We start from the raw sequence: 20,143 nt of genomic DNA on the forward strand, positions 1-20,143 counted from the left end.
GAGGGCGCTGTGCGGGCGGTCAGGCGTCGAAATCGACTGTTATCTGTTCACCGACAGGGAAGGTCTGGCAGGTCAGTACAAAACCCGCGTCGACTTCGTAGTCTTCGAGTGCGTAGTTCCTGCGCATCTCGACGTCACCGCAGGTGACCTTGGCGCGACACGTTCCACAGACCCCGCCCTTGCACGCGAAGGGCAGATCCGATCGGTACTGTTCCGCTGCATCGAGAATCGACTGGTCTCGCGGAAGTGTCGCGGTGGTCGATCGACCGTCGAGAGTAATAGTCACCTCGCTGCTCGGTCCGACAATTCCGCGCTCACGATGCACTGCAACCGGCGGAGCGACGTCGTCGACGTAGAACAGCTCGTGATGGATGCGATCCTTGGCAATTCCCAAGCCGGCCAGTACTTCCTGGGCGTCGTTGACCATCCCGAACGGACCACACAACCAGAAGCCGTCGACCTGGTCGCACGGAACGAGAGAGGTGAAGATCTCGCGCAACCGGTCGGCGTCGAGACGGCCCGAGAACAACTCGACCTCGCGCGGCTCGCGAGAGAGAACATGAATAACGTCCAGGCGTGCACCGTACCGGTCCTTCAGGTCGGCGATTTCTTCGGCGAACATGACCGAACGGGTGCGCCTGTTCCCGTACAGCAGGGTGACATCGGCCTCGGGGTTCACCAGCAGTGTTGCAGCGATGGACAACATGGGCGTGATTCCGGAGCCCGCCGCGATCAGAACGTGCCGTCCACCCAATGCCGGATCGGCGACAAAATTGCCAGATGGGCCCTGGACGTCGATTCGATCCCCGGCCTTGACGTCTCGCACCAACCAGGAGGAGAAGAGTCCGTCTGCCACTTCGCGAACCCCCACCCGTGGAGACGCCCCTACCGGTGCACAGATCGAGTAGGAGCGACGGTGTTCGACGCCGTCGATCATCCGCCGCAGTGTCAGTGACTGCCCGGCGCCGAAGTCGAATTGATCGGCGATATCGGCAGGCACGTCGAAGGTGACGGCAACTGCGTCGTCGCACAGTGATTCGACACCGGCGACCGTCAACGGGTGAAATGGTTTGTTCCGGTTCGTCGTTGCGGTACTCATCTGTTCAGATCTCCTTCACGTGATCGAACGGCTCGAGGCAGTCGAGGCAGCGATAGAGCGCTTTGCACAGGGTCGGACCGAATTCCGAACTCAGTCTGGTGTTTGCCGAACCGCACTGGGGGCACAGGATGTCGCGCGGCTTGGCCGTCAAGGTCAAGGCGATCGGGCCGGAGGTGCGACGCGGCGCGGCCCCCGGCACCGAGTACCCGGCCGTCCGAAGTTTCGCGAGCCCCTCTTCGCTGATCCAATCCGAACTCCAAGGCGGCGACAGTTGAGTCTTGATCTGGACGCTGCCGTACCCCGCGTCGGTCAGCTTGTGCTCGATGTCGTCTCGCATCGTCGCCATCGCCGGACACCCGGAATAGGTGGGAGTGATTGTCACACAGACCAAGTTCGCTTCGACGTCGACCGATCGGATGACGCCGAGATCGGCCAAGGTCAACAGTGGCATCTCCGGATCCATCACCGAGGCGACGATCTCCTGCGCGGAAGAGACGGTAGCTGCAGTCACGGTCACCACACCCCTTCCGGATGCTCCCGAGCGACGCTCTGCATTTCGGCGAGAAGTAGCCCCAGTGCCCCGGTGTGCAGTCCGGCACGCCCGCCGCGGCCGCCGACGAAACCGGAGAAACGCGAAGGGGGCTCTTCCATTTCGGCTGCATGGAGGACCTGGGCAAGAACAGCGTCGAACTCCGGCCGAACAGTACGCGGATCCACTCCGACGCCAACTTCTGCCAAAACGAGTTCGTCCTGGGTGGGAACAAAGAGTTCGTCCACGAACGGGAAGATCTCGAGCAGGGCCTCGGCAGTCCGACGCTTGGATTCTGCCGTGCCGGCGCCCAACGTGACGACCCATCTTGCCGCGTAGTCGCGGTGGTAGGTCAGTTCTTTGACGCCCTTGTTCGCCACAGCTGCGAGAACCGGATCGCGCGACATGCGCAGCCGATCGAACAGCGCCAGCCGCCAGGTCGAGAACACGAGTAGCCGAACGACCGTGTGCGCGAAGTCGCCGTTGGCGAGCTCCACCAGTCTCACGTTGCGGAAACCGAACTGATCACGAAAGAAGGCGAGCGCATCTTCGGCCGGCACCGGTGACGTATCGGAGATGAACGGAACCACAGTGGAATCGGCTGCTGCCGCGCGAGCCAGCAGCAGCCTGGCCTGCCCGATCAGATCCAGACCGACATTCGCGAGAGCTACCTCTTCTTCGAGTTCCGGTGCCCGCGTCGACCATTCGGCGAGGCGCTGCGAACTGACGAGCGCGTCGTCGCCGAGCATGAGGCAGTAGCGCGCCAGCGCACCGAGATCGACGTCATCCGGCACCGTGGTGTCGACTCCGGCGAGGGGGTCGTCGAAGCTGGTTCCGAACGCCCACTGACCGTGGCCGTCGCCGTCGACCAGGCCGTCGTAGGCACTGTCGTGATCGTTCATCTGTTGGTCCTCGAAGTCGAAGTGATTCTCACATGTGCGGAACGGAGTCCGGGATGTCGTAGAAAGTCGGGTGCCGGTAGACCTTGTCGCCGCTCGGCGCGAAGAACGGATCCTTTTCTGCCGGACTCGAAGCCACGATTTTCGCGGATGGCACGACCCAGATACTCACGCCTTCGTTACGTCTGGTGTAGACGTCGCGCGCGTGGCGTAACGCCATCTGGTCGTCTGCCGCGCGCAGGGATCCGACATGCACGTGGTTCAGTCCGCGCTTTCCCCTCAGAAATACCTCGTACAAAGGCCATTCGCCCCGCACCTGATCGCCCTGTACCTGATCGTTCTCGCTCATGATGTTTCCCCAGTCGTGCGATCGTGCGCGAGTCTCTCGCGCTGTGCAAAGGCGTACGCGGCGTCGCGAACCCAGGCCCCGTTGTCGTGTGCGGCTTTCCGATTGGTGATCCGCTCGACGCTCGCCGCTCCGTTGCCGCGGACCACGTCCATGAATTCGCTCCAGTCCGGCTCGCCGAAATCGTGTGCGCCACGCTCGGGGTTCCAGCGCAGGTCGGGATCAGGGAAGGTCACACCGAGTATCTCGGCCTGCGGTATCGACATGTCCACGAATCGTTGCCGCAGTTCGTCGTTCGTGTGCCGCTTGATGCGCCACTTCATCGACTGCTCGGTGTTCGGCGATTCGTCGTCCGGCGGTCCGAACATCATCAGAGCGGGCCACCACCATCGGTCGACGGCTTCCTGCACCATTGCCCGTTGAGCTTCCGTGCCGCGCATCATCGTCGCCAACAGCTCGAAGCCTTGCCGCTGATGGAACGATTCCTCCTTGCACACACGGATCATCGCGCGCGCATACGGCCCGAAGGAGCTGCGGCACAGCGGAACCTGATTGCAGATGGCAGCTCCGTCGACCAGCCAGCCGATCACACCCACGTCGGCGTATGTCAGCGTCGGATAGTTGAAGATCGAGGAGTACTTCTGCTTTCCCTCGATCAGCTTGGTGGTCAGATCGCCACGATCGGCACCGAGCGTCTCGGCCGCGGAGTAGAGATACAGACCGTGCCCGGCTTCGTCCTGGACCTTCGCCATCAGGATCGCCTTGCGTCGCAACGAAGGCGCACGGGTGAGCCAGTTTCCCTCGGGCTGCATTCCGATGATCTCGGAATGCGCATGCTGGGCGACCTGGCGGATCAGAGTCTTGCGGTAGCCGTCCGGCATCCAGTCGCGAGGCTCGATGCGCTGGTCTGCCGCGATCGTCTCGTCGAACAGGTTCTGCAGGTCTTGTGGAGCTTCCACGTTGGTCATCGTACCTACCTTTTATTACCGAATGATCGGTTGGTAACTAGTATGCACCGAGGTGTCCCAGCACACAAGAGAATCTTTCGCCGCACCAGAAATCAGCGACCCTCGAAAACCGGCTTCTGCTTCGACAGGAAAGCCGTGACTGCGCCTCGATGATCTGCCGTGGAACCCAGCTCCACCTGTGCGTTCGCCTCGGCCGCCAGCGTCTGGGAAAGCCCAGGAGCAACGGCACGGATCAGCGATTTCACGTGGGCGAAGGCCGCGGTGGGTCCGTCGGCAAGCCGACGCGCGAGTACCCGAGCCTCAGCTGCGACGTCCTCGTCGGCCACCACGCGATGAACCAAGCCCCACTCCAGCGCGCTCTGCGCGTCGAACTTGTCGCCGAGCAACATCAGGCCACTGGCGCGGCTAGGTCCGAGCGCGTGCACGAGCGCATGACTGAGCCCGGAGTCACTGGCCAGACCGATGCCGGTGAATGCCGTCGCAAAGCTCGCGCGAGCCCCCACGACACGGATGTCTCCGGCCAACGCGATTCCCAACCCGGCCCCGACGCAGGCTCCGCCGATACCCACCACCACCGGGACAGAGAGCGTCGACAGCGCCGTGACGATGGGGTTGTAGTGCGCCTCGACGGTATCCATCGCGTGCGCCGGATCAGCATCCAACGCTGCGGCGTGCTCGCCCAGATCCTGACCGACGCAGAAGTTCTTGCCTTCGGCGAGAATCAACACCGCTCGAACCTCTGCGTCCGCGTGAACCTGCAGCAACGCTTCGAGCAGCTGAGACTTCATTTCGCCGTTGACGGCATTGGCGGCCTTGGGTCGGTCGAGAGTGATTGTCGCCAAACCTCGCTCGATCTCCAAGCGAATCACGTCAGTCATCGATGTTCCTTTCGCAGGCAGTTCGGTTCAGCTCCATGTGTGAAAACCCTGTCCCGTCTTGCGCCCCAACTCGCCGCGAGCCACCTTCTCTCGCAGCAGTGCTGGAGGTGCAAATCGATCACCGAGCGTGCTCGCGAGGTGTTCGGCGATCGCCAGGCGCACATCCAACCCGACCAGATCTGTCGAACGCAGCGGGCCCATCGGATGCCGATACCCCAATTCCATTGCTCGGTCGATCGATTCCGCGTCCGCCACACCCTCTTCGAGCATGCGGATGGCTTCGAGCCCGAGACCGACACCAAGTCGGCTGGTTGCAAAACCAGGTGAGTCGTTGACGAGCACCTCGGCTTTGCCGAGCATCGACACCCATGCTCGTACCGAGTCGACAACCTCGGGGCGGGTCTGAGGCGCCCGGACGATCTCGACCAACAGCGACGCCGGGACTGGATTGAAGAAGTGCATACCGATGAACCGGCCCGGATCCGTCAGCGCTGCGCCGAGTTCGGCGATCGACATGGAACTGGTGTTGCTGGCGATCACGGTGCTTTCTCCGGCAACGGTTTCCGCAGCGGCGAGCACCTCGACCTTGAGGGCCGCAATTTCCGGGACCGCCTCGACGATCAGGTCGAGCGACGGTGGCAACGAGGTCACTGCGTCCACGGTGCTCACGCGCGCCAGCACCGTCGCGGGGTCCTGGTCGTCGAGTTTCCCTCGCTCGTGAGCTCTGTCGAGGCCGGCGGAAACACGCTGCAACGCGGCCGCGGTGTCGCCACTCTCCGCGATGGTGACCGCCCCGCCGAGACTGGCGAACACCTGGGCGATACCCGCACCCATGCGTCCACCGCCGATGACTCCGACGGTCTTCGGTGCAACTGCTTCAGTCATGATTTCTTCTCCAGGAAGGCCGTCATGCGATCGCGCTTGTCCGAACTCTCGAACAGGACGGCCTGGGCGATGTCGTTGGCAAACGGATGCGATCCCGGCGCATCGACGATGATCTTGGTCAATCGCAGTGCCAGCGGGGACAGTCGGGAAATGCGGTCGAGCAGCCGATGCGCTGCGTCGACGTGGCAGTTCGGTTCGGTTACCTCGACAACCAGGCCCGCTCGTAGCGCCTGCTCGGCGTCGAGGTTCCTGGCACCGAGGAGCACCTGCTTCGCGATCGAGACGCCGACGAGCTTCGGCAGTCGATAGCTGGCGCCGGCGGCTGCCATTATGCCGAGATTGGGCTCCGGATTCCCGAAGACCGCCGTCGTTGTCGCGATGCGAATGTCGCAGGCGTAGGTCAACTCTGCCCCACCGCCGAGCGCGTAGCCGCTCACGGCGGCCACGGTGGGAAGCGGGAGCTTTCCGATTCGGTCGAACAGCGTGCGGTTGATACCCGCGAACGCTTCCTCTCGTCCGCGCTCTCGGAGCTCCGCGATGTCAGCGCCGCCTGCGAAGTGATCGCCGCGCCCCGCAAGCAGGAGCAGCTTCGGATCCCGTTCGAGGCGTCCACAAACCTGATGCAGTTCGTCGATCATTTCCGCGTTGATCGCATTGCGTTGCGCGGGCCTGTCGAGGGTGACCACGACGCGATCCTCGCGCTCGTCCACGTGCAGGGTGTTCACATTCGCTCCTTCTCGCTCTTCTCCATTAGTAACCGAACATTCGGTCGTTTGGCAAGGGTGAGAACGAGGATGGTGCACAGCTTTGCCCGAACTGAGAAGATGGGGACATGACTACGGCACGCCCCACTCGACGCACCGGCCTCCCCGGACGTCCCGGCTACGACCTCGATTCGCTCCTGGCCGTGGCCGTGAAGGTGTTCAACGACAAGGGCTACGACGGCGCCAGCATGGAGGTGCTCGCCAAGAAACTCGGCATCACGAAGTCCTCGATCTACCACCATGTGTCCGGAAAGTCAGAACTTCTCGAACTCGCCCTTTCGCGTGCACTCAACGCCCTGTTTGCGGTCACGACCGAAGAGGGCGCCACCACCGGTCCGTACATCGACCGGCTCGAATACCTGGTCCGGCGCAGCGTAGAGGTGCTGGTCGCAGAGCTTCCATACGTCACCCTGCTCCTGCGCGTCCGCGGCAACACGACGGTCGAGCGCGCCGCGCTAGCTCGTCGACGCGAATTCGACAACTTCGTCGGAGGTCTCGTCGCGTCCGCCGCAGCGGAGGGAGACTTGCGCCCGGACATCGAACCAGCCCTCGCCAGCAAGCTGATGTTCGGCACCGTCAACTCACTGATCGAGTGGTACAAACCCCGAGCGGGTGAGTCCGTCTCCGACATCGCCGACGCGGTCGTCGCCGTCACTTTCGACGGACTTCGCAAGGCCTGACTCCAGGCAGTTCTGCCGAATCCTTGACAACGCGGCGTTACCGGGCGATCGTAATTACCGACCGAACGTACGGTGAGATGGAGTTGTCGTGAGCAGACTGTTGGAAAGCTATGTGGCCGGTCAGTGGTACGCCGCACCGGACGCAGGTACCCCGTTGCCGAGCGCAGTGGACGGATCGGAGGTGGCCCGGATCTCCGCAACCGGCGTCGACCTCGCCGAGATGGTTACGTACGCACGCGAGGTCGGCGGGCCTGCACTGTCCGCGATGACCTTCCACGAACGTGCCGGCGCGCTCAAGGCTCTCGCCCTCACGTTGATGGCAGGAAAAGCCGAGTTCTACACACTCTCCACTGCCACCGGTGCGACGACGCGAGATTCCGGGGTGGACATCGACGGCGGATTCGGGACCCTGCTGAGCTACGCGAGCAAGGCTCGGCGCGAATTGCCCGACAGCACAGTCTTTCTGGACGGAAACGTCGAGCCTCTCGGCAAAGGCGGAACCTTCCTCGGGCAACACATCTATACATCACGTCGCGGCGTCGCCGTGCAGATCAACGCCTTCAATTTCCCGGTGTGGGGGTTCCTGGAGAAGCTGGCACCGGCATTCATCGCGGGGGTGCCGTCCATCGTCAAACCTGCCAGTTCCACGGCATATCTCACCGAACTCGTCTTCCGGCGCATCATCGAATCAGGCTTGCTCCCGGAGGGTTCCGTCCAACTGCTCTCCGGTAGTGCACGGGGCCTCCTCGATCACCTCGGCGGGCAGGACTCAGTGGCATTCACCGGATCCGCCGACACCGCCGCAACGCTGCGTGCTCACCCGAACGTCGTCGGCAAGGGCGTCCATTTCAATGCCGAAGCCGATTCACTCAACGCGTCGATCCTCGGCGAGGACGCCGTACCAGGAACGCCCGAATTCGATTTGTACGTCAAACAACTCGTCACCGAGATGACGGTCAAGGCGGGCCAGAAGTGCACGGCGATCCGGCGCGCCCTGGTCCCGCTCTCGCTGGTCGACGCCGTTGTCGATGCCGCATCCGAGCGACTGAACAAAGTGGTCGTGGGACACCCCGATGCTGATGGCGTCACTATGGGAGCTCTCGCCAGCATCGAACAGCGTGACGAGGTCTTGAAATCCATTCGCGGTCTGACGAAGTCGGCAACTATCGTATTCGGAGACCCGGACAACGTCGACGTGGTCGGTGCCGACGGCCAGTCAGGAGCCTTCCTTTCCCCAGTCCTTCTCCGGGCGGAAGAGAATGCGCACGAGGTACACGAACTGGAGGCCTTCGGACCCGTCAGCACCGTCATCGGATACGACGGCATCGATCATGCGATCGAACTCGCGGCCCATGGCGAGGGAAGCCTCGTCGCCTCGGTGGTCACTGCCGACACCGACATCGCACGTCGACTGGTGCTGGGCCTCGCAGCTTTTCACGGCAGAGTGCTCGTCCTGAACCGCGACGACGCCAAGGAATCCACCGGCCACGGCTCTCCCCTTCCAGTCCTCGTACACGGCGGTCCCGGCCGTGCCGGCGGCGGTGAGGAGCTGGGTGGCATCCGCGGAGTTCTGCACCACATGCAGCGCACCGCCGTACAGGGCACACCCGACGTCCTCACCGCAGTCGGCGAGCGCTGGTTCACCGGATCGCAGCGCACGACCGGATCCGAACATCCATTCCGAAAGAGTCTCGCCGAGTTGAAGATCGGTGACACTGTTGTCGGCGGTCCGCGCCAGGTCACACTCGCAGACATCGATCATTTTGCAGAGTTCACCGGTGACACCTTCTACGCTCACACCGATCCGGTGGCCGCTGCGGCGAATCCACTCTTCGGCGGCATCGTCGCGCACGGCTATCTTGTTGTCTCACTCGCTGCGGGCCTGTTCGTCGACCCGGCTCCCGGCCCGGTTCTCGCGAACTTCGGCGTGGACAGCCTCAGGTTCCTGACTCCGGTCAAAGCCGAAGACAGCCTGACGGTCACCCTCACAGCCAAGACCATCACACCTCGCAGCAGCGCCGACTACGGTGAGGTTCGTTGGGACGCCGTGGTGACGAACCAGGACAACGATCCGGTCGCGACATACGACGTCCTGACTCTGGTAGCCAAGACTCGCCCCGAAGGGAATTGAAAGCACATGACCTATCGAGTAGCAGTGTGTTACGGACGCCCCACCGATCCGGATGCTTTCGACAAGTACTACAACGAGATCCACGTCCCGCTCGCCAGCGCAGTCCCAGGGCTCTCGGACTTCACGTTCAGCAAGTGCTCGACGCTGGACGGCTCCGATCCAGTCTTCTATGCCGTCGCCAACCTCGAGTTTCCCGATCTCGAGACTATGCAGAGCGGCCTGAAGTCCCCGGAGATGGGCGCCGCTGGAAAAGATGTCGCAAACTTTGCCACCGGCACGGTCGACATGTATGTCCAGGAAGTTGTCTCGGTCCTCTAGACCCCTGCAATTTCCCGATCACACAGGAGTTGTCTCGTGAGTACAGGAAGCATCACCGCCAGAGAGATGTTCGACGCGGACCAGGCATCGCAGGCACTCGGTATCGAGATTTCCGAACTGGCGCCCGGTAGCGCAACCGTGACCGTCACCGTGGGCGAAACCATGGTGAACGGTCACGGAATCACACACGGCGGTTATGTTTTCCTGCTCGCGGACACCGCGTTTGCGCTCGCCTGCAACGGCTACGAGGATTCAGCCGTTGCAGCGCGCGCGGACATCAGATTTCTGCGTCCGACCCGTCTGGGCGACACCTTGACCGCGGTCGCCACCGAGAAGGCTCGAGGCGGCCGAAGTGGGATCTACGACGTGACCGTTCGCAATGGCGACGCCGTCGTGGCCGAGTTCCGCGGCGACAGTCGAACCATCACCCGCTGAAATTCAGCCCACGGTGTATCAGCCCACGGTGTATCAGCCCACGACGGGAAGTTCGAGGGGGCCGGACCCGTCGGCGAAGATCGTCACCGGCATGCCCTGCAATCCCCCACGGAAACTGATGTCGCCACCGGTGATTGCCAGACGAACAGAATGCCCCGGCTCGAATCGATGCACTATCGCCGGCATCGTCACCGGCACCGGCTGCGACGGATCACTGATGCGTATGGGCGCGATGAGTCCGTTGATCAGCGAGGAAGTTCCGTCCGGAGCCACGTCGTAGAGTTTCGCGAACACCACCGGCTGTCCGGGCGCCGCAACACGCAGCGTCACAGTGGGAGCTCCCACCACGGCCATCTCCTCGGTCATCGGCGCAGTGGTCCAGAGCGCCTCGGTTCCCGGAATCTGTGCATTCGGAATGTTTCCGGCCGGATTGATATTGAGTGGCTCTACGCCCGTCGGCAGCCCAGCCGGTGCGGTGACGATCGTCTTCGAACCCGGTATCACCGGCGTGCCGTCCGGTAGCAGTCCCCCGTCAGCGGACAGATGGAAGGCGCGAGCGGTCCCGACATCGACGGTGTCGGACGTCGCGTAGGCCGGTGCCGCGTTTCCCTCGTAGTCGATCCAGTTGCGGAAATACGCGAATTCCGGGCCGGTCTCCGTGTTCTCGTCCTTGAGGTAGTGATCGAACCAGTCCATGAAGCGACCGGTCTCGTACTGGGTATCCTCGTCGGGTGCGGAGAAGCTGAACTCGCCCGGCGCAGCGGCCAAGTGGCTGTGCCCCCACGAATGCCAAATCATCTTGGCATCGACGCCACGATCCTTCAGCGCGTCGTAAGTCGCGGTTGCCTCGTTCAGATCGAACAGGGTGTCCTGTTGCCCCTGAGCAAGCAGTACCGGAATGTTGATCCGGTCGACGAACGACGAGACCGACGACGCTCGGAGCTCACTCACTACTTGCGGTCCGATATCGCCGGTCACCACTGCCTCGGCGATCGCGTTGCACATGTAAGGGACGTAGTTCGGGCAGCCGGGTAGCCGTGCGGGATCTGCGATGTAACCGTCCACACCGGGATTCGCGATGCCCGCGCCGAAGAGCAGCGATGCAAAGAGCACCTTCGCTGCTCCCGGCTCCGCAGTCGACACTCCGGAGATGGTCCCGGTGCTGTTGGGCGCCAAGGAATACGCGAGATCGTTCCAGGTGATCATGGGGATGATGGTGTCGATGCGGGGATCGACACTCGCGGCGGCGAATTGAATGCCGCCGCCGTAAGAGCCACCCGTCATTCCGACCCGCGGGTCGTTCGTCGACGGTGCACCGGTGTGATCGACGGAGTCCTGAACGACCGTGGTGAGCGCCGGATAGGGCTGCGTCAGAGCCTGATCCGTGAAGGCAATCCCTTCTTGGCCGCCGAGGAAGCTGACCAACTGGGAAGCGGCGATACCGTCGTATGCGGGAGAGTCGAGTGTGATCTTGCAACTCGTGCCGCCGAAACCCAATCCCGAATACGTCAGTCCGACATACCCGTTCTCGGCGAAGTTCTGCAGGGCCGGAATCTGGTCCTTGTACGAACCGCCGAACCCGTTGGTGGTCAGGATCGCGGGAGCTGGGTTGTCAGCGTCGACACCATCGGGAACAAAGAGTTCACCGACGACGGTGCACGGCGTCGAGAGTTCAGGCCCGACATCGACCGAGAAGTACAGCAGCTGTGACGAATACGAGCCGTTCGGTGAATCCGCGAGCGCCGGCGGCGAAAAGCCGAGGGCGCAAACCACGAGCGTGACGACACTGATCGCAATTCTCCGGCGCACCTGAAAACCGTACACCCGGATCTGTTCTCCACCAGCTCAATCCGGCGCGTGCCGCCAACGTTTTCTCGCGAAAGTCACGCCAGACCGAGCCGACCTCTACTTGACCGTCAAGGTGCCGCGCATGCTCGGATGATAGGTGCAGTGGAACGTGTACGTTCCCGGCTCGTTCGGCACCGTGATGGTTTCCGTCTCGCCGGCCTCGATGTCCTCACTGAACAGTCCTGCCGTATCGGACGTGACCGAGTGTTCGACGGTGTCGTTGTTCTGAATGGTCAGTACCTGACCAGGCATCACCGACTCCGGTGTCGAATACTCGAAGCCGCTGATCACGATTCCCATCGACGACGCTCCCGGCGTCGACATACCCAGAGGCATGCTCGGCATCGACATACTGGTCGGCATGCTGGTCATCGGCATACTGGTCATCGCCATGCCGTCGTGATCGGCCGAATCGTTGTCCGACGAATCGTTGTTGTCACTGCACGCGGTCAGTGCGAACACCGCCAGGATCAGCGCTGCGAGCACTGCGAGAATCCGCTTCATTGCTTCGCCTCCTGCTCGTTCCCCCGCAGTCTGCTGATTACCCGCCGCCTAGGGGGCCAAACAGCTCCGATGTGGTGCCTGCGGCGCTGATAGTGCACGATTTCTGCACCAGCTCCACTCGCGGACCGACACTGAAGGAAACAGCACAGATGGCCAAGAGCAAAACGTCGAAGGCAGCCAAGACGAAGGCGTCGAAGGCAGCGCAGCCCAAGGCTCCCAAGACAGCAGAGCCGAAGGTAGCCGAGAAGGCTCCCGCCGTTCTCTGGAAGGACCTGCCGGACGAGCACGACTACCCGGCAGCCCGCGATTACCTCCAGTTGGGCGCGACGCCGGTTCAGGTCCAAGCTCTCGTGTACGCCCTCAAGACGGCGACGCTGGTCTCGAAGAAGGCCAAGGACATCCTGCGGGCTGCTGGGCTCCCTCTGCTTCCGGTCGACAACCCACACGTGGCTGCCGACCTGTTGAAGATCCGTAAGGGGATCGCGCTGTCGCCGATCCTGCTGGTGCAGGGAGACTTCCGCGCCGGAGTACCGGCGCAGATCGCCGACGGCTACCACCGTGTGTGTGCGAGCTACCACGTGGACGAGAACACCGGCATCCCTGCAAAGATCGCTCCCTCGACAGTGACGTCGTAGGTCGTCGATGACCTTCGGCATCCTTGCCCTCGTCGCGCTGGCCGGCATTCTCGGCCCGCTGCTCGGCGCTCGCGTCAGTTGGCATGTCCCCGTGGTGGTCGGCGAACTTGCCGCGGGCGTCGTCTTCGGTGTCACAGGTTTCGGGCTGCTGGACTCTTCCGACCGGACTTTCACCTTCCTGGCCGATATCGGGTTCGCGCTCACGATGATGGTGGCCGGCTCGCACGTCCCGGTTCGCGATCCGGCAGTCCGTGCGGCCATCGGCAAGGGTGCCGTTCGCTCGGTTGTCGTCGGACTTCTGTCGGTTGTTGCCGGCTACGGTGCGGCGACGGCATTCGGCACCGGTCACGCCGCGCTGTACGCGGTCCTGATCGCGTCGTCGTCCGCGGCGTTGATTCTCCCCATCGTCGATTCGCTGGGGCTCGGTGGAACCTCGGTTCTGCAGATGACTGCCCAGGTCGCGATCGCGGACACCGTCTGCATTGTTGCGCTGCCTTTGGTGATCGATCCGGACAATGCCCCTCGTGCCGGTGTCGGCGCACTGGCTGTGGCGGCGTGTGCGGTTGCCTTGTTCTTCGTACTGCGAGCCTTCCACCGGTCCGGCCATTGGCGAAGGCTCCACAAATTCTCGGAGAAACGAAAGTTTGCACTCGAACTCCGGATCAATCTGGTGATCCTCTTTTCTCTGGCAGCGCTGGCGTCGAGCACTCACGTGTCGATCATGCTCGCGGGCTTCGCCTTCGGGCTCGTTCTTGCCGCGATCGGTGAACCCCGCCGCCTCGCCAAACAGCTCTTCGCCATCACCGACGGCTTCTTCGCTCCCCTCTTCTTCGTCTGGTTGGGAGCGGCGATCAATCTGCGCGACCTCGTCACCCATCCGTCCGCCATCTGGCTCGGATTGGTCTTGGGCGGAGCAACTCTCGTGGTTCACGCCGCGATACGCGCCCTCGGTCTCCCGCTCCCTCTCGGCGTGCTGTCCGCCGCACAACTGGGAGTACCGGTTGCCGCAGTTACGGTGGGCACTCAATTGGGGGTGATGGGCGACGGTGAACCCGCAGCCATCCTCCTCTCCGCCATGATCACGATCGGTGCAGCAACGCTGGCGGGTGCTGCCGCGTCGAAAGCTGGTCTCACGAAGCCTGCTTGACCGCGGCCCTCTCCACCGTCAGCAAGCTCTCCTCCGAATGTTCGGCGTGATACGCCGCGCCGCCGCCGCGGACACCGAAGAGTCGCTTGCTCCAGATCAGCCATACGACGGCAGCGATGTTCACCAGCAGCAACCCGGCCCTCAACCACGTGATCTTCTCGGTCAATTCGTAGATTTCGAGGGGCAGGAACAAGCTGGTCGCCACCACCGCGAAGTACTCGCCCCAGCGTTCGACCATCCACAGGCCGACTGCCTCGATCACTTGAAGGCCGGCGTAGACCAACAGCCCGACTGCGATCCAGGTGAGCGTCGTAGCGGACAACGAAAACGCCTGCTCGATGTGATGGACCAGTTTGGAATCGTCGATGTTCCAGCCCAATTGACGGGCAAGTGGCCTGATCAACGGCAATTCGTTCTCGAAGGCGTCCTCGGCGCGACCCTTCGACGATCTCAGTTCGAACACACCGATCGCCAGAAGAACCAACCCCAGAGCGCGGAACATTCTCTCGGTGGCAAGAAGTCGCATGATCAACCGGTCGCGAAGCAGCCTCCCCCGCGGAACCTCGGGGGCGGCGTCCGCCGGTCCCGATGCTCGGGGCGCTCCCGGGACGAAGTTGCCGCAACGTAGGCACCGCCACGCCTGACCCACCGCAGTATCCACATGTAGTCGATCCCGCAGCTCAGGTTCGTCCGGAGCGTAGGTCTCGTGACCGTGCCAACTGCACGAGCGCAATGCGAAGTCCACGGGTGAACTCTATGCCGCATATGCCCGGTAGCGTGGATACCCGCTGACCGTGCACTTCGAACGATGAGGATTCCGATGACAACCACCAAGATCGAAACCCGGCATGGCGTCATGGCAGTCGACGACAGTGCCACCGACGGTTTTCCGGTTGTCTTCATCCACGGGAACTCGGCCAGCCGCTCCATCTTCCGTCATCAGGTCGACGCCGACTGGGCCGGCGACTACCGCATGATCACTCTGGACCTACTCGGCCACGGCGACTCCGAGGACGCGAGCGATCCCGAAGCCGCATACACGCAGAACGGTTACGCCGACGCCATCGTCGATGTTCTGACCGAACTCGGCGTCGAAAGAGCCGTTGTCGTCGGCTGGTCGCTCGGCGGACACATCGCTCTCGAGTTGATCGCGAAATTCCCCGGGCTCACCGGAATCGTCATCACCGGTACGCCGCCGGCAAATCCCGAGACGCTCGGCGACGCCTTCAATGCCGGCGACGGATTGTCCATCGGCGGCACCGAGGTCATCACCGCGCAAGAAGCCGAACTCTACGCACGAATGACCGCCGTTCCCTTCGAGCAGGCTGCCCTCGACGCCGCGATACGCACGGACGGACGCGCTCGCAAGATCATGTTCGACGCATTCGGCGCGGGCCGCGAATCGGATCAGAAGGCTCTGGTTGCAACGGCGTCTGTGCCTCTCGCGGTGATCGACGGCGCCGAGGACCCGTTCGTGAACACGTCGTATGTCGCGTCGTTGACCTTCGCGAATCTCTGGGAGGGCACGTATCACGTGATTCCCGGTGTGGGGCATGCAGCGTTCTGGGAAGCCCCTGAGGTGTACAACCCACTGTTGCAACGATTCCTCGGCAGTTTCGCACAGTAACCTGCTGGACAACCTGCTGGACGCGGCGTCCTACTGAGATAGAAGCCACTCGACAATCCGGCCATGTCCGGATCATTCATCGCCGTCCTACAGTTCGGAAAACGACTGGAGGCACTGCGATGACCATTCTCGAGCACGGCACGGAAACGTGCATCGGTGGACCGACCCTTCCCCAGATACGACGCCTCGTCACCGAAGTGCCCGGCCCCAACTCGCGCGCTTTGGCAAAGCGCCGGAGCGCCGCACTGCCGGCCGGGCTGACCAGCGGATCCAGCATTTACGTTGCCGCAGCGGGCGGAGGAGTTGTCGTCGACGTCGACGACAACTCGTTCATCGACTTCGGCAGCGGCATCGCCGTGACCACCGTCGGAAACAGTGCGCCGCGCGTGGTCGAACGCACCACGCGCCAGCTCGGTCAGTTCACCCATACGTGTTTCCTCGCAAACCCCTACGAGGGGTACCTCGAGGTCTGCGAAGCGCTCAACCGCCTGACCCCGGGAGATCACGAGAAGCGAACAGCGCTGTTCAACACCGGCAGCGAAGCGCTCGAGAACGCCGTGAAATACGCACGTGCCGCCACCGGTCGCCCGGCAGTTGTCGTCTTCGACCACGCATTCCACGGTCGCACGTTGATGACCATGACGATGACAGCCAAGAACCAGCCGTACAAGGCCACATTCGGCCCGTTCGCACCAGAGGTCTACCGGGTTCCGATGGCATACCCCTACCGTTGGCCGAGCGGCCCCGAAAACGCGGCCGACGAAGCATTCGCCCAGTTCCGTCTTGCGATCGACACTCAGATCGGCGCCGAATCGGTAGCCGCTGTGGTCGTGGAACCGATTCAGGGTGAGGGCGGTTTCATCGTTCCCGCTCCGGGATTCCTGAAGCGAATCTCGGAATTCTGCTGTGAGCGCGGCATTCTCGTCGTCGCGGACGAGGTCCAGACCGGTATCGCACGAACCGGATCCTGGTTCGCCAGCGAGAGTGAGGACTTCGTCCCCGACATCATCACAACCGCAAAAGGTCTCGCCGGCGGAATGCCACTCGCCGCCGTGACCGGCCGTGCCGACGTCATGGACGCCGCGCATCCCGGTGGTATCGGCGGTACGTACAGCGGCAATCCCGTTGCCTGCGAGGCCGCCCTGGCAGTTTTCGAGACGATCGAGATGGAAGGGCTCCTCGACCGCGCCAAGGACATCGGCGACATCCTGACCACAGGTTTGTCCGAAATCGCTTCGGACACAGACATAATCGGCGACATTCGCGGACGCGGCGCCATGATTGCAATCGAACTCGTCCACGACGAGGACAAGGCTCCGAATCGCGAGGCCGTCGCCCAGATCGTCAGCTACGCCCACACACACGGTCTCCTTCTGCTCACCGCCGGCGCCTATGGAAACGTCGTCCGTTTCCTCCCGCCGCTGAGCATCTCCGACGAGTTGCTGACCGAAGGACTCGGTATTCTTCGCGACGCTGTGGCCGCAGTCCGATGAGCGTCGCAGTGCGCAGCTTGATCGGCGGAGCTTGGGTCACGGGCAGCGACGGCACACTGACGGACACCAACCCGGCCCGTCCCGACGAGGTTGTCGCCACCGGAGGCCGCGCCGGTGCCTCCGAAATGGCGACCGGTGTTCGCGTCGCCCGCATCGCCGCGAACGACTGGGCCCGCCTGCCGATGTCCGCACGCGGCGCATACCTCACTCGCGCAGCGGAAATCATCGAATCCAACGCTGAGGCCTGGGGCGAAGAACTCACCCGCGAAGAAGGGAAAACGCTGGCCGAGGGTATCGGAGAGGTGCGCCGCGCAGCGCAGATTCTGCGTTACTACGGCAACGCCGCCGACCGCGAGACCGGAACGATGTATTCCTCCCCACGTAGCAGCGAGCAGATTCTCGTCACTCGCAAACCTCTCGGAGTGGTAGGCGTCGTCACGCCGTTCAACTTCCCGATCGCGATCCCGGCATGGAAGATTGCGCCTGCCTTGGTGTACGGAAACACCGTCGTCTGGAAACCGGCTGCCGCGGTGCCCCTTCTGGCCTTCCGTCTCGCGCAGGCACTGACCGAAGCGGGCCTACCCGACGGAGTCCTGAACATGATCCTCGCCGACAGCGCGGCCGGTGAAGCGCTGGTCGATCACCCGGACCTCGACGCCGTCACCTTCACCGGTTCCACCGGCGTCGGCCGAAAGATCGCGGGATCTGCTGCGGCGCGCGGAGTTCCGGTACAGGCGGAAATGGGTGGAAAGAACGCAGCCGTCGTACTTGCCGACGCAGATCTCGAGCTTGCGGTCGAGCAGGTCATGCTGGGTGCATTCCGGTCAACCGGCCAGAAATGCACGGCCACTTCACGTCTGGTACTCCATGAATCCATCGCCGAGGAATTCCTGGCCAGGCTGACCGTTGAAGTCAAGCAACTGAGAGTCGGAGATCCACTCGATCCCGACGTCACGACAGGTCCCGTGGTCAGCGCATACGCGCAGCAGTCGATCATCGGGGGGATCAATCGAGCCGTCGGCGGCGGCGCCAGGGTTGTGGCCACCGCCGAAGCGCCGCAGTCGGGCTACTACGTCCAACCGACAGTGCTGGAACTACCGTCGAGCACCGAACTGTGGTTCGAGGAACTCTTCGGCCCGGTACTGGCGGTGCAGCGGGCAGCAACAACTGCAGACGCATTCCGCTTGGCGAACGAGGGCGAATTCGGTTTGTCCGCAGCATTGTTCACGCAAGACCTGACCAGTGCACTTGCCGGTATCGACAATCTGGACGTGGGGATCCTGCACGTCAATTCGGAATCGGCGGGCGCTGATCCCCACGTACCTTTCGGCGGCGCGAAGAGGAGTGGATACGGGCCCAAGGAACAAGGCGACGCGGCGCGAGAGTTCTTCACTCACACCACCACCGTCTATCTCAGGGGCGGCCGAGCGTGATCTGAATTCGATTCCGCCTGCAGCAGTTCACGGGCTTTGAGTGCGATCCACAACTCGGACCGAGTGTGGGCGGAATCGAGATCTCGGCCGATCAACTCGGCAGCCTTGTCCATGCGGTTACGCAGCGTGTGCCGGTGAACACCCAATTGCACTGCAGCGGATTCCCATTGACCATTGTGGTGCAGGAACGCTTCGATCGAGTCCACCAGACGGGAACCGTTCTCGGCGTCGTAGCCTTCCAGCACACCGAGACCACCGGCCGCGATCGACTGCAGAACATCGCTCGACTGCACACTCAACAAGAGACTGAAAGTCCCGAGCTCCGAGAACGGAACAAGCGTGTGTCCTTCGACCTGCCCCACTTTGGCAGCAGAGACGGCCTCGCGCAGACTGGCCGCTACACCGGTCATCGGGCGGACGCCACCGATTCCACCGTTGATACTCCGGCGTGAATTCTCCCGCACTCTCGCGTACACACTGCGTGTGACCTTCTCCGCAACTTCACTTTTCACGACGAACCACACACCGGTTCCGTCAGTCAGCGGGGCCAACAGGTACGGCACCGACTCTTCTTCCAGGGCCGCTGAAGTGATGTCGGTGGCCGCAAGCAAAGGTCCGACATCGGTCAAGGCAGTTGCCACCACCGTGGTTTCGGATTCGAATCCGAAGTACCGCAACAGACTTTCGTCGACGTCACCGCCGGCCTGGCGCACCATCGTCGTAACGGCCAACCTCAGCCGCTGTTCGGCATCGACAACCCGCAACGGCTTGGCAAGCTCGATGGTCAACAGCGACACCGTGTGGCCCACCAACAATCGCTCGGACTGATCCAAGGCGGCGTCGGACGCCACGGCCAGCGTGCCGCTCACAGCAAGGCGGTGAATGGCCAGGTGACCGTCGTCGTCCACCACGATCCGGCTGCGCTCCTTACCTGATCGCTCCCTGATACGTTCGGGCAGAGACGAACTCGCACCTTCCGTCAGAGCCAGCACCGCGCCGTCCCGATCGAGAACACAGACTGCTGCGTGAACGGCTCGACCCAGGGCAGTGATCAGAGCCGGCACCCCGTCGAGCAGAGCACGCGCCAACTTCTCCTGCGCGTCGACCACCGCCTGCACCGTTCGTATCTGGTCGGCGGTCAGTTCGTCGATCACGGCCCGCGAAATGGCGATGAACGGCGTCTCCTTGGCGACGGAAAGCACGGCAAAACCCAGTTCGTCGCCGGCCCTGATGATCGCGTCCGGCACCCTTTCGTGCACGGTGCCGGTGTCGAACGCCAGCGCCACCGCACCGGTCTGCGCGATGCGCTCGACGTACTCGTATTGCTTTGTCGCCGAACGTGGTAGGTGCAGCCCCGTCGTCATGACAAGCTCTCCACCGGCGAGCCAACGAGTCGGATCCTGCAATTCGATTGCGTGCGCCCAGCTGATCGACAGATCCACGTCGTCGTGACCGGCAACGATCGCGAGGCCGAGCGAAGTGGTGGCCGCCAGGCGCCGGACAGTCATCGGCATTACCGGAACC

General features: G+C 63.0%; 21 protein-coding genes. 9 read left to right on the top strand and 12 right to left on the bottom strand.

Annotation, left to right across the window (positions count from 1 at the left end; translation table 11 throughout):
- Positions 1–19: 19 nt before the first annotated feature.
- The 8 genes from paaE to ACBG85_RS26495 all read right to left on the bottom strand — a co-directional run bounded on the left by paaE (position 20) and on the right by ACBG85_RS26495 (position 6,329).
- Positions 20–1,099 (bottom strand): 1,2-phenylacetyl-CoA epoxidase subunit PaaE, encoded by a 1,080-nt coding sequence (paaE, locus tag ACBG85_RS26460; protein ID WP_064687859.1) that lies wholly within the window; start codon positions 1,097–1,099, stop codon positions 20–22.
- A 4-nt stretch (positions 1,100–1,103) separates the two neighbouring features.
- Complete coding sequence (paaD, locus tag ACBG85_RS26465; RefSeq protein ID WP_217018930.1) at positions 1,104–1,610, bottom strand: 1,2-phenylacetyl-CoA epoxidase subunit PaaD; 507 nt, start codon at positions 1,608–1,610, stop codon at positions 1,104–1,106.
- A 2-nt stretch (positions 1,611–1,612) separates the two neighbouring features.
- Complete coding sequence (paaC, locus tag ACBG85_RS26470; RefSeq protein ID WP_217017981.1) at positions 1,613–2,530, bottom strand: 1,2-phenylacetyl-CoA epoxidase subunit PaaC; 918 nt, start codon at positions 2,528–2,530, stop codon at positions 1,613–1,615.
- Between the two features lie 28 nt (positions 2,531–2,558).
- Positions 2,559–2,876 (bottom strand): 1,2-phenylacetyl-CoA epoxidase subunit PaaB, encoded by a 318-nt coding sequence (paaB, locus tag ACBG85_RS26475; RefSeq protein WP_020909477.1) that lies wholly within the window; start codon positions 2,874–2,876, stop codon positions 2,559–2,561.
- Entirely contained in the window at positions 2,873–3,841 is a 969-nt protein-coding gene (gene paaA / locus ACBG85_RS26480; RefSeq protein ID WP_007730621.1) for a 1,2-phenylacetyl-CoA epoxidase subunit PaaA, read from the bottom strand. Before paaA ends, paaB begins: the two co-directional genes overlap by 4 nt.
- Before the next feature lie 92 nt (positions 3,842–3,933).
- A complete protein-coding gene (locus tag ACBG85_RS26485; protein WP_029256503.1) occupies positions 3,934–4,719 on the bottom strand; it encodes an enoyl-CoA hydratase-related protein in 786 nt (261 codons plus the stop codon).
- A 27-nt stretch (positions 4,720–4,746) separates the two neighbouring features.
- Positions 4,747–5,604, bottom strand: coding sequence for a 3-hydroxyacyl-CoA dehydrogenase family protein (locus ACBG85_RS26490; protein ID WP_007730617.1), 858 nt, complete (start codon positions 5,602–5,604; stop codon positions 4,747–4,749).
- Positions 5,601–6,329: an enoyl-CoA hydratase/isomerase family protein gene (locus ACBG85_RS26495; protein ID WP_217017985.1), complete on the bottom strand. Its 729-nt coding sequence runs from the start codon at positions 6,327–6,329 to the stop codon at positions 5,601–5,603. Before ACBG85_RS26495 ends, ACBG85_RS26490 begins: the two co-directional genes overlap by 4 nt.
- Before the next feature lie 107 nt (positions 6,330–6,436).
- On the opposite strand from ACBG85_RS26495, the gene ACBG85_RS26500 reads away from it, so the two are divergent.
- The 4 genes from ACBG85_RS26500 to paaI all read left to right on the top strand — a co-directional run bounded on the left by ACBG85_RS26500 (position 6,437) and on the right by paaI (position 9,932).
- Positions 6,437–7,048: a TetR/AcrR family transcriptional regulator gene (locus ACBG85_RS26500; RefSeq protein ID WP_007730612.1), complete on the top strand. Its 612-nt coding sequence runs from the start codon at positions 6,437–6,439 to the stop codon at positions 7,046–7,048.
- Between the two features lie 88 nt (positions 7,049–7,136).
- Entirely contained in the window at positions 7,137–9,179 is a 2,043-nt protein-coding gene (paaZ, locus tag ACBG85_RS26505) for a phenylacetic acid degradation bifunctional protein PaaZ (RefSeq protein WP_075834677.1), read from the top strand.
- 6 nt (positions 9,180–9,185) lie between these two features.
- A complete protein-coding gene (locus ACBG85_RS26510) occupies positions 9,186–9,497 on the top strand; it encodes an EthD family reductase (RefSeq protein WP_058038343.1) in 312 nt (103 codons plus the stop codon).
- Between the two features lie 66 nt (positions 9,498–9,563).
- Positions 9,564–9,932 (top strand): hydroxyphenylacetyl-CoA thioesterase PaaI, encoded by a 369-nt coding sequence (gene paaI, locus ACBG85_RS26515; protein WP_047269444.1) that lies wholly within the window; start codon positions 9,564–9,566, stop codon positions 9,930–9,932.
- A 33-nt stretch (positions 9,933–9,965) separates the two neighbouring features.
- Here paaI and ACBG85_RS26520 read toward each other — a convergent pair whose 3' ends face one another.
- Positions 9,966–11,756, bottom strand: a complete 1,791-nt coding sequence (locus tag ACBG85_RS26520) for a CocE/NonD family hydrolase (RefSeq protein ID WP_372025438.1) — start codon at positions 11,754–11,756, stop codon at positions 9,966–9,968.
- 81 nt (positions 11,757–11,837) lie between these two features.
- Positions 11,838–12,284 (bottom strand): cupredoxin domain-containing protein, encoded by a 447-nt coding sequence (locus ACBG85_RS26525; RefSeq protein WP_054187525.1) that lies wholly within the window; start codon positions 12,282–12,284, stop codon positions 11,838–11,840.
- Positions 12,285–12,556: 272 nt separating this feature from the next.
- On the opposite strand from ACBG85_RS26525, the gene ACBG85_RS26530 reads away from it, so the two are divergent.
- Positions 12,557–12,919 (top strand): hypothetical protein, encoded by a 363-nt coding sequence (locus tag ACBG85_RS26530; protein ID WP_029537164.1) that lies wholly within the window; start codon positions 12,557–12,559, stop codon positions 12,917–12,919.
- 7 nt (positions 12,920–12,926) lie between these two features.
- On the top strand, positions 12,927–14,066 hold the full coding sequence (locus tag ACBG85_RS26535; RefSeq protein WP_372025440.1) for a cation:proton antiporter: 1,140 nt from the start codon (positions 12,927–12,929) through the stop codon (positions 14,064–14,066).
- Here the strand turns inward: ACBG85_RS26535 and ACBG85_RS26540 are convergent.
- On the bottom strand, positions 14,050–14,811 hold the full coding sequence (locus ACBG85_RS26540; RefSeq protein WP_003943067.1) for a DUF2127 domain-containing protein: 762 nt from the start codon (positions 14,809–14,811) through the stop codon (positions 14,050–14,052). The two genes, ACBG85_RS26535 and ACBG85_RS26540, sit on opposite strands and share 17 nt — an antisense overlap.
- Positions 14,812–14,886: 75 nt before the next feature.
- Here ACBG85_RS26540 and ACBG85_RS26545 point away from each other — a divergent pair, with 75 nt between their 5' ends.
- The 3 genes from ACBG85_RS26545 (at position 14,887) to ACBG85_RS26555 (ending at position 18,619) form a co-directional block, all read left to right on the top strand.
- Positions 14,887–15,693, top strand: a complete 807-nt coding sequence (locus tag ACBG85_RS26545; protein ID WP_003942939.1) for an alpha/beta fold hydrolase — start codon at positions 14,887–14,889, stop codon at positions 15,691–15,693.
- Positions 15,694–15,812: 119 nt separating this feature from the next.
- Positions 15,813–17,186 carry a 4-aminobutyrate--2-oxoglutarate transaminase gene (gene gabT / locus ACBG85_RS26550; protein ID WP_165638415.1) on the top strand — a complete coding sequence of 458 codons (1,374 nt, stop codon included), beginning with the start codon at positions 15,813–15,815 and terminating at the stop codon, positions 17,184–17,186.
- On the top strand, positions 17,183–18,619 hold the full coding sequence (locus ACBG85_RS26555) for an aldehyde dehydrogenase family protein (RefSeq protein ID WP_372025442.1): 1,437 nt from the start codon (positions 17,183–17,185) through the stop codon (positions 18,617–18,619). The genes gabT and ACBG85_RS26555 overlap by 4 nt, the downstream gene beginning before the upstream one ends.
- On the opposite strand, the gene ACBG85_RS26560 is transcribed toward ACBG85_RS26555, so the two are convergent.
- A complete protein-coding gene (locus tag ACBG85_RS26560; RefSeq protein ID WP_372025443.1) occupies positions 18,595–20,127 on the bottom strand; it encodes a PucR family transcriptional regulator in 1,533 nt (510 codons plus the stop codon). The two genes, ACBG85_RS26555 and ACBG85_RS26560, sit on opposite strands and share 25 nt — an antisense overlap.
- Positions 20,128–20,143: the final 16 nt, after the last annotated feature.

Source organism: Rhodococcus sp. NyZ502 (genome assembly GCF_041464245.1).
Lineage (GTDB): Bacteria > Actinomycetota > Actinomycetes > Mycobacteriales > Mycobacteriaceae > Rhodococcus_F > Rhodococcus_F qingshengii.